Below are 8,905 nucleotides of genomic sequence, written 5' to 3'. Positions count from 1 at the left end.
TTCCAGGGCGGCCACAACGCGGGCCACACGCTCGTCATCAAGGGCGTGAAGACGGCCTTGCAGCTGATCCCTTCGGGGATCATGCGCGATGGCGTGAAGTGCTACATCGGCAATGGCGTCGTGGTCGACCCGAGCCACTTGTTGAGCGAGATCGAGCGCCTGGAGGCGATCGGCCTGGAAGTGCGCTCGCGCCTGTTCATCAGCGAGTCGTGCCCGCTGATCCTGCCTTTCCATGTGGAGGTTGACAAGGCGCGTGAGGCGCTGCGCGAGACCAGTGGCGCCGGCAAGATCGGCACCACAGGCAAGGGCATCGGCCCGGCCTACGAAGACAAAGTGGCGCGCCGGGCGATGCGCGTGCAGGACCTGAAGCACCCGGATCGTTTTGCAAAAAAGCTGCGCGAATTGCTTGAGCTGCACAACTTTGCGTTGAGCGGCTACCTCAAGTCCAAGCCGCTGGAATTCCAGCCAATCTTCGATCACGCAATGAAAGTCGCCGAGCAGCTCAAGCCGATGCTGGCCGATGTGGGCTACACGCTATACACGGCGCACAAGCAGGGTGCCAACATCCTGTTCGAAGGCGCGCAGGGCACCTTGCTCGATATCGACCACGGCACCTACCCTTACGTGACCTCCAGCAACTGCGTGGCGGGCAACGCCTCGGCTGGTGCGGGTGTGGGGCCTGATCTGTTGCACTACATCCTTGGCATCACCAAGGCCTACACCACGCGTGTGGGCAGTGGCCCGTTCCCGACCGAGCTCGACATGGACACCCCGGGCACGGTGGGCCATCACCTGTCGACCGTGGGCCAGGAGCGCGGAACCGTCACCGGCCGGCCGCGACGCTGTGGCTGGCTCGATGCGGCACTGCTCAAGCGCTCCATCATCATCAACGGCATCTCCGGCCTGTGCATCACCAAGCTCGACGTGCTCGATGGTCTGCCCGAGATCAAGGTCTGCGTGGGGTATGAACTCAACGGCAGGCGTGTCGACATCTTGCCGTTGGACGCCGATGACATTGAAGCCTGTGTGCCGATCTACGACACCTTCCCGGGCTGGGCAGAAAAGACTGCCGGCATCACCGAATGGGACAAGCTGCCCTTGAACTCGCGCAAGTACCTGGAGCGTGTGCAAGAGTTCATCGGTGCACCCATCGACATGGTCTCGACCGGACCGGATCGCGATCACACAATTTTGCTGCGCCACCCTTATCAAGCCTGAACACAGGAACGCCACATGCTGACCGACGATGGCAAACACCTCTACGTCTCATGGGACGAGTACCACATGCTGATCGAGCGTCTTGCGCTCAAGATCGACGCGTCGGGCTGGCAGTTCGATCAGATCCTTTGCCTGGCGCGTGGTGGCATGCGGCCTGGCGACGTGTTGTCGCGGGTGTTCGACAAGCCCCTGGGCATCATGTCGACGAGTTCCTACCGTGCAGAAGCCGGCACGATCCAGGGGCGGCTCGACCTGGCCAAGTACATCACGCTGCCCAAGGGCGAGTTGGCCGGGCGTGTGTTGCTGGTTGACGACCTGGCCGACTCGGGGGTGACGCTGCGTGCGGTGGTGGAGCGCCTGCGCAGCATGCCGGCCATCAGCGAACTGCGCTCGGCCGTGATCTGGACCAAGGGTGTGTCCAGCTACACGCCTGACTATTACGTCGAGCTGCTGCCAACGAGCCCCTGGATTCATCAGCCGTTCGAAGAGTACGACGAACTCAGGCCCGACGGTTTGGCGAAGAAGTTTGCGATTTGACGGCAAACGTACGAATAATGCAGGCCGCTATGAGCGACATCACTAACGGGTCTGCATTCCCACCCACAAAGCAAAACGGCCCGCACTTGCGTGCAGGCCGTTTGTCTTTTTATCTCTATCTTGGTGCCCAGGAGAGGACTCGAACCTCCACGGAGTTACCCGCTAGTACCTGAAACTAGTGCGTCTACCAATTCCGCCACCTGGGCATTTCAGGAAGCCTTGGATCATATCATCAAACAAACGAACTTTTCAAACGCTTCAGCCATCGGTACCGAACTGATGAGCGAAGTTGAGGGCACGGTGCAAGGTCACCGTGATGGGCACGGCTTCATGGTGCGCGACGACCGCCAGCCCGATCTCTATCTGTCTCCGCAGGAGATGCGCGCTGTGTTGCACCGCGACCGTGTGAAGGCGCGAGTGATCCGCTACGACCGCAAGGGCCGGCCCGAAGGCCGTGTGCTGGAGATTCTCGAGCGCAAGAAGACGCCCATCATCGGGCGCTTGCTGCACGAGAGCGGCATCTGGCTCGTGGCGCCCGAAGACAAGCGTTACGGGCAAGACATCATGGTGCCCAAGAACGCGATCGCGGCTGCGACCGTGGGGCAGGTGGTGGCCATCGAGTTGACCGAGCCGCCATCGCTTTACTCGCAGCCCATGGGTCGGGTGACCGAGGTGCTGGGCGAGATCGACGACCCCGGCATGGAGATCGAAATTGCGGTGCGCAAGTACGAAGTGCCACACCGCTTCTCGCCAGAGACGCTGTCGCAGGCCGCGGGCTTGCCCGACAAGATTCGGCCCGCCGACCGGCGTGACCGCATCGACCTGACCGATGTGCCGCTGGTCACCATCGACGGTGAAGACGCACGCGACTTCGACGACGCCGTGTACTGTGAGCCCGTCAAGACCGGCCGCGGCAAAAACGCCTTCGAAGGCTGGCGTCTCGTGGTGGCGATCGCCGACGTGAGCCACTACGTGAAGCCGGGCGAACCGATCGATGACGACGCCTACGAGCGTGCCACGTCGGTTTACTTTCCGCGGCGCGTCATACCGATGCTGCCGGAGAAGCTCTCCAACGGCCTGTGCTCGCTGAACCCGAACGAAGACCGTTTGGCGATGGTGTGCGACATGCTCATCACCCACACCGGCGAGATCCATGCTGACCAGTTTTTCCCGGCGGTGATTTGCTCGCATGCGCGCTTCACCTACAACGAGGTGGCGGCGATCCTGTCGAACACGCGTGGCCCCGAGGCGGCGCGGCGCAAGGAGATCGTGCCGCACCTGCTGCACTTGCACGAGGTCTATCGAGCCCTGCTCAAAGAGCGGGCCAAGCGCGGTGCGGTCGACTTCGAGACCACCGAGACGCAGATCATCTGCGACGACAATGGCCGCATCGAAAAGATCGTGCCGCGCACGCGCACCGAAGCGCACAAGCTGATCGAAGAGGCCATGCTGGCCGCCAACGTGTGCTCGGCCGACTTCATCGCGTTGGCCAAACACTCGTCGCTGTACCGCGTGCACGAGGGCCCAACGCCCGAGAAGAAAACCTTGCTGCAGAACTATCTGAAGCAGTTGGGTCTGGGCTTGAGCATCAGCGACGACCCCAAACCGGGCGAGTACCAGGCGATTGCGGCGGCCACCAAAGACAGGCCCGATGCGCAGCAGATCCACACCATGCTGCTGCGTTCGATGCAGCAGGCCATCTACACCGGCACCAACAGCGGCCACTTCGGCTTGGCGTACGAGGCATATACGCACTTCACCAGCCCGATCCGGCGCTACCCCGATCTACTCGTACACCGTGTCATCAAGGCGTTGCTGCAAGGCAAGCGCTACAACCTGCTGAGCGGTGCGCTCGAATCGGGCACCAAGGCGCGCAAGGGTGCGGGTGCCGAAGACGAGCAATGGGAAGCCACCGGCGCCCATTGCAGCGCCAACGAACGGCGCGCGGACGAAGCCTCACGCGATGTTGAAGCCTGGCTCAAATGCCGTTACATGCGCGAGCACCTGGGCGAAGAGTTTGGCGGCACCGTGAGTGCGGTCACGAGCTTCGGGCTGTTTGTCACGCTGGACGGTTTGTATGTCGAGGGGCTGATTCACATCACCGAACTCGGCGGCGAATATTTCCGCTTCGACGAGGCGCGGCAAGAGCTGCGCGGCGAACGCTCTGGCGTCCGCTATGTCACGGGCTCGCGGGTGCGGGTGCAGGTGAGTCGTGTCGACCTCGATGGCCGCAAGATCGACTTCCGCATGGTGCACGAGGGCGATGACGGTGCGATCGTCGCCCGTGCCAAGCGTGACAAGGCGGGTGTCGACAAATCCGTTGGCCCGGTGGCCGAGCTGGCCGCTGTCAAGGAAGCCGACCGTGCCGTCAAAGCGGCCACCAAGGCACGCAAGAGCAGCACGGCTGGCAAGAAGGGCTCATCGACGGCGCACCCGGTGCGCGCGGCCAAATCAGCCGCTCGTCAGTCGGCCAGCAAGTCGACTCGTCGCCGATGATCGGCGGGGCGATGCAGCGTGCATCGCCTCGATCAGGTCGGCGGCCCGCAGGGGGCTGACCCGACTGCGATCCGCGGCGTGCCCGTGAAGCCAGGTTGCGTGCCGAGCGGCCTGCAATGCTCTGGTGCTGGCGGTCGACCAGCAGCCACCCAGCCATCCGGCGAGCACGTCGCCGGTGCCTGCGCTTGCCAATGAAGCGTTGCCGCTGGCGTTGATCGATGGTGTGCCGAACGCCGCCGTGACCACCGAACCCGACCCCTTGAGCACGACCACGCAGTTGAAGCGGTCGGCCAGTTGCTGAGCGGCGACCAGACGATCGGCTTGCACCGCGTCCGTGCTCATGTTGAGCAAGCGAGCCGCTTCCAGTGGGTGGGGTGTCAGCACCGTCTCTCTGTCGTGCGAACGACGCGCTGCCAGCAGCAGCTGCAGCGTGCTGTCTGATGCGATCGCGTTGAGCGCGTCTGCGTCCAACACCAGGCGCCCCGCGGAACTCAGCAGTCGAGGCAACACCTTGCGAACCGCGTCGCCCCCACCGCAGCCACAGACCACCGTCGATTGACTCAGCACATCGGCAGGCCCGCCCCACCAAGCCGGGCGAAACATCAGCTCGGGTCGTTGCAGGTCAAGCCCCGACACATCGGGGTCGAGCAAGCTCACATACACCCGCCCCGCACCCGCCGCATGGGCCGCCCGTGCGGCGAGCAGCGCGGCGCCGACCATGCCCGGCGCGCCACCCACCACGGCCACGTCGCCAAAGCTGCCTTTGTGCTGCGCATGTTGACGTGTTGCCGCGGGCGCGCCGGTGTTGGTGAGCCAGGCGACTGGCGGGAGGAGGGTCGGTTCAACGTCCAAGGTGTCAAACCACACCTCGCCCGCAAAGTCGCGCCCTGATCCGGTGAACAGGCCCGGCTTGAGGGTGAGCAAGGCCAAGGTGTGGGTGGCCACGACGCAGACGCTGCCGTGTGGCTGGCCGGTGTCGGCGTTCATGCCGGAGGGCAAATCCACCGCAAGCACAGGGCAGGCCAGTTGGTTGAGTTCGGTGATCCAACGGGCCAGTTCACCGGCCGGTTCTCGCTGGCCGCCGATGCCGAGCAGGGCGTCGATGGCAACGTCGGGCACGTCGTTCGACACGCGCTCGCTGGAGATCGACACGCCGACCGCTTGAGCGCGCTTCAAGGCATCTTGTGCATCGCCGGGCAGGCGCGCGGCATCCGCAATGAGCGTCACTTCAACTTGCAAGCCGGCTGCCACCAGGTGGATGGCTGCGTCCAGCCCATCACCGCCGTTGTTGCCCGGCCCGCAGGCGATCCACGCACTGCGAGCATGGGGGTGCAACGCCCGCGCCAGTGCGGCCGCGGCATGGCCAGCACGGCGCATCAGTGTGTGCGCCTCGACGCCCGCCAAGGCGTGTTGTTCGATCAGGCGTGAGCTGGCCGTGTGGTGCAGGGGCCAGTTGTCGTGGCGACTGAGGATGCGATGCATCACGTGCGACCCTCTCAAAGGTGAAGGCGCTCCACGCCCAGGCCTTCGACATCGATGCCGGCGGCTCGGCCGCCGATGGCGTCGGCAAGAATGCGCGCCGAGCCACAAGCCAGCGCCCAGCCGTTGGCGCCATGGCCGAGGTTGAGCCACACACCGGCGATGCCGCTCGCACCCAGCACCGGCGGGCCATCGGGCAGCGTCGGCCGGGCTCCCTTCCAGACCTGGGCCTGGCTCATGTGGGCCGCTCCCGGAAACCAATCGTTCAATACCTTGTACAGCGTGTTGAGCGACGCTTCGTTGTTGCGCTGCAGGTTGCCGCCCAGCTCAGCGCTGCCCGACACACGCAGCCGTGTGCCGAAGCGGCTGACCGCCACCTTGTAGCGCTCGTCCATCACGGCGGCACGCGGGCCGACATCGGGGTGGATGTGCAGGTTGCGCAACGGCGCAGTGACGGAGTAGCCGTACACCGGCGCGAGGGGCAGCTTGATGCCATGCGTGCGCAGCAAGCCGGCCGCGTCAAGCGCCGCGCACACCACCACAGCGTCGAAACTTTCGGTCTCGGGCTCGAAGGGCAGCACGTCAGTCGGCGGGCCCTCCAGCTTCACGGCGTCGGGGTTCAACCAGGTCGACTCTTCCATCGGCGCGTAGACCTTGGTCACGCGTGGAGTCTTGCCGGGCTCGATCGATTGCACCGTGGTGTTGAAGCGAAACGTGGCACCCAGGCGCTCAGCCTGCTCGCGCAGGAGCAGGGCGAACTGGCGGCAGTTGCCCACCTCGTCTTGCGCCAGGTGGATGCCTGCGTGCAACTCGGCCTCGGGGTTGAGGCCGGGCTCGACACGCCGGCAGTGTTCGGCATCGAGCATCTGGAAGCGCACGCCGGCGTCAGTGAGCATGGCCAGGCTTCCCTGGGCCTTCGAAGCGTCGTGGGCCGAACGCAGCAGCACCAGGTAGCCGTCGGCGCGCTCGTAGTCGAGCTGCAGCGTTTTGGTGAGGTGGGCCAGCCGCTCCTTGCTGTAGCGTGCCAACCGCTGCAGGCGCGCACGGTTGCTGCGATAGCTGTGCGGGCTGGATGCGCGCCAGCTGCGCCACACCCAGCGCAGCCCGCTGGTGCCCAGGCTCGGGCTCACGCGAAGTGCGGCGTGCTTGCGGAATAACTGGCTCATCACCTGCCACGGCAGGCCGGGAGCCGCCCAGGGGGCGACATGGCCGGGGGCCACCACACCGGCGTTGGCGAAGCTGGCTTCGGCGGCCACGCTGCCGCGCCGCTCGAACACGGTCACCTCATGGCCGTCGGCGGCGAGTTCATAGGCAGAGGTCACGCCGACGATGCCGGCGCCGATCACGGCAACGCGCATCAGTGCGCCCCTTCGGTGAGCGCGGCTTCGATCGCGAGAGAGACATCGAGCACGGTGTCGTCTTGCATTGCATGGCTCCAGACCGTCAGCCCCACCGGCATCTCGGTGGGTTGGTGACAGGGCAGAGACAGCGCGCAGCCGTCGAGCATGTTGACGACAGACGGGTTACGCAGCAGCAGGGCGTTGACGGCGAAGAAGGCCTCGTCGCTCGCCAGGCTGGCGATGGTGGGGGCCACGATCGGCACGGTGGGGCTGAGCAGCGCGTCGAAGCGCTGCAGCGTTGTCGTCATGCGGGTGATCCAGTCGATGCGAGCGTGTAGCAGGGTGATGTAGTCGGCGGCGCTCATGGTTTCGCCGCGGCGAATGCGCTGCGCGACACGGGGATCGTAGTCGGCTTGCCGCTGCGTGATCAACGATCGGTGCCAGGCCCAGCTTTCGGCGGCAGAGAAGCCGCCGGTGGCGTTGATCGATGCCAGCTCGTCGAGCTCGGGCAGTGCGATGTCGTCGATGTGGGCGCCGGCGCGGCGGAGGGTGCTCAAAGCGCGTTGAAAGGCGGTGGCCACAACCGTGTCCATGCCGTCGAGCAAACGTGCAGGTACGGCGAGACGAAGCATGTTCAAGGGGCGCTTCACGGGGGACACCTTCCGTGCCGCCAGGACTTCGTGCAACAACACGGCGTCGCGCACCGAGCGGGTGATCGCGCAGGTGGTGTCCAGCGTCGTCGACAGAGGGATCGCTCCCTCAGTGGGCGTGAGTCGTGCGGTGTTCTTGAAGCCGACCAGGCCTTGCAAGGCGGCGGGAATGCGGATCGAGCCACCGGTGTCGGAGCCGAGCGCGGCCCAGGCGGCACCGCTGGCGACCGACACCGCGCCTCCCGAGGTAGAGCCACCGGGAATGCGCGGCTGTGGGTCGAGGGCAAGCGTGGCGGCATTGGGTGGCGTGCCATGGTGCGGGTTGATGCCGACACCTGAAAAAGCGAACTCGGTCATGTTGGTGTGGCCACTCAGCGCGGCGCCGGCGGCGCGCAGGCGAGCCACGGCCGGGCAGTCACTCGCAGCGGGTGGCGCATCGGCCAGCACACGCGACGCGGCGGTCGTAGTTTGGCCATGCACGTTGAACAAGGCTTTCACGCTGATGGCCAGCCCCGCTAGGCACGGCAATGGCGCACCGGCCGCCGATGCGGCGTCGATAGCGTGGGCCGTGGCCAGCGCCTGGGTGTCAAAGCGACGGGTGTAGGTGTGCTGGTTGTCGGTGGCGTCTGCGTTGGTCAGGCTCTGAGACAGGGCGTCAGACGCATTCAACCGCCCCTGGAGGATGGCGTCTCGGGCAGCAGTCAGGTCATTCGTCATGGGAGGGTGAGAAGGCCTGCTATACTCCGCGGGTTTACCTGAATGCAGCTCATGTCGAGCTGGCGTGGGTCAACAAAATCGCGAATCCGGCTGTTTAAAGGTGTTGCGGCTGTCCTCTTGCAGGGCGTCGCAATTCAGGCTGGATTCTAGAACCAACCTTTGGAGTTCTCATGTCAGTCACCATGCGTGAAATGCTGGAAGCCGGCGTCCATTTCGGACACCAAACCCGCTTCTGGAACCCCTAGTTGGCCCCGTACATCTACGGCCATCGCAACAAGATCCACATCATCAACCTCGAGAAGACGCTGCCGCTCTTCACCGAGGCGATGAAGTTCACCCGTCAACTCGCCGCCAAGCGCGGCACCATCCTGATGGTGGGCACCAAGCGCCAGGCGCGCGAAGTGATCGCGATGGACGCCAAGCGCTGCGGCATGCCCTTCGTTGACCAGCGCTGGCTCGGCGGCATGC

Annotated in this window: 7 protein-coding genes and 1 tRNA gene; 4 read left to right on the top strand and 4 right to left on the bottom strand. The window is 65.0% G+C overall.

All coding sequences use genetic code 11. The features are described from left to right. A partial coding sequence (locus tag RMO40_RS20220) for an adenylosuccinate synthase (RefSeq protein ID WP_309725211.1) occupies positions 1 to 1,218 on the top strand: 1,218 nt, incomplete at its 5' end. Between the two features lie 15 nt (positions 1,219 to 1,233). Next, positions 1,234 to 1,755 (top strand): phosphoribosyltransferase family protein, encoded by a 522-nt coding sequence (locus RMO40_RS20215; RefSeq protein WP_309725209.1) that lies wholly within the window; start codon positions 1,234 to 1,236, stop codon positions 1,753 to 1,755. Positions 1,756 to 1,876: 121 nt separating this feature from the next. Here the strand turns inward: RMO40_RS20215 and RMO40_RS20210 are convergent. Next, positions 1,877 to 1,961 (bottom strand) — tRNA-Leu (locus RMO40_RS20210). A gap of 25 nt (positions 1,962 to 1,986) precedes the next feature. On the opposite strand from RMO40_RS20210, the gene rnr reads away from it, so the two are divergent. Beyond that, positions 1,987 to 4,251, top strand: coding sequence for a ribonuclease R (rnr, locus tag RMO40_RS20205; protein WP_489660206.1), 2,265 nt, complete (start codon positions 1,987 to 1,989; stop codon positions 4,249 to 4,251). Here rnr and RMO40_RS20200 read toward each other — a convergent pair. The 3 genes from RMO40_RS20200 to RMO40_RS20190 are packed head-to-tail and all read right to left on the bottom strand — an operon-like array spanning position 4,207 to position 8,437. Then, entirely contained in the window at positions 4,207 to 5,733 is a 1,527-nt protein-coding gene (locus tag RMO40_RS20200; protein WP_309725207.1) for an NAD(P)H-hydrate dehydratase, read from the bottom strand. The genes rnr and RMO40_RS20200 overlap by 45 nt on opposite strands. Before the next feature lie 14 nt (positions 5,734 to 5,747). Beyond that, a complete protein-coding gene (locus RMO40_RS20195) occupies positions 5,748 to 7,088 on the bottom strand; it encodes a D-amino acid dehydrogenase (RefSeq protein WP_309725205.1) in 1,341 nt (446 codons plus the stop codon). Then, positions 7,088 to 8,437, bottom strand: coding sequence for an amidase (locus RMO40_RS20190; RefSeq protein WP_309725202.1), 1,350 nt, complete (start codon positions 8,435 to 8,437; stop codon positions 7,088 to 7,090). The genes RMO40_RS20195 and RMO40_RS20190 overlap by 1 nt, the downstream gene beginning before the upstream one ends. Before the next feature lie 245 nt (positions 8,438 to 8,682). On the opposite strand from RMO40_RS20190, the gene rpsB reads away from it, so the two are divergent. Further along, positions 8,683 to 8,905, top strand: a 223-nt coding sequence (rpsB, locus tag RMO40_RS20185) for a 30S ribosomal protein S2 (RefSeq protein ID WP_309725200.1), incomplete at its 3' end; no start/stop codon positions are given.

It is taken from the genome of Rhizobacter sp. (assembly GCF_031412075.1).
Classification (GTDB): domain Bacteria; phylum Pseudomonadota; class Gammaproteobacteria; order Burkholderiales; family Burkholderiaceae_C; genus Rhizobacter.
This window is presented reverse-complemented; position numbering and strand designations above follow the sequence as displayed.

Excerpts from the sequence above, each read along its gene's own strand:
- RMO40_RS20215 (WP_309725209.1), top strand. The coding sequence starts at position 1,234 with ATGCTGACCGACGATGGCAAACACCTCTACGTCTCATGGGACGAGTAC.
- RMO40_RS20200 (WP_309725207.1), bottom strand. The coding sequence starts at position 5,733 with ATGCATCGCATCCTCAGTCGCCACGACAACTGGCCCCTGCACCACACG.
- RMO40_RS20195 (WP_309725205.1), bottom strand. The coding sequence starts at position 7,088 with ATGCGCGTTGCCGTGATCGGCGCCGGCATCGTCGGCGTGACCTCTGCC.
- RMO40_RS20190 (WP_309725202.1), bottom strand. The coding sequence starts at position 8,437 with ATGACGAATGACCTGACTGCTGCCCGAGACGCCATCCTCCAGGGGCGG.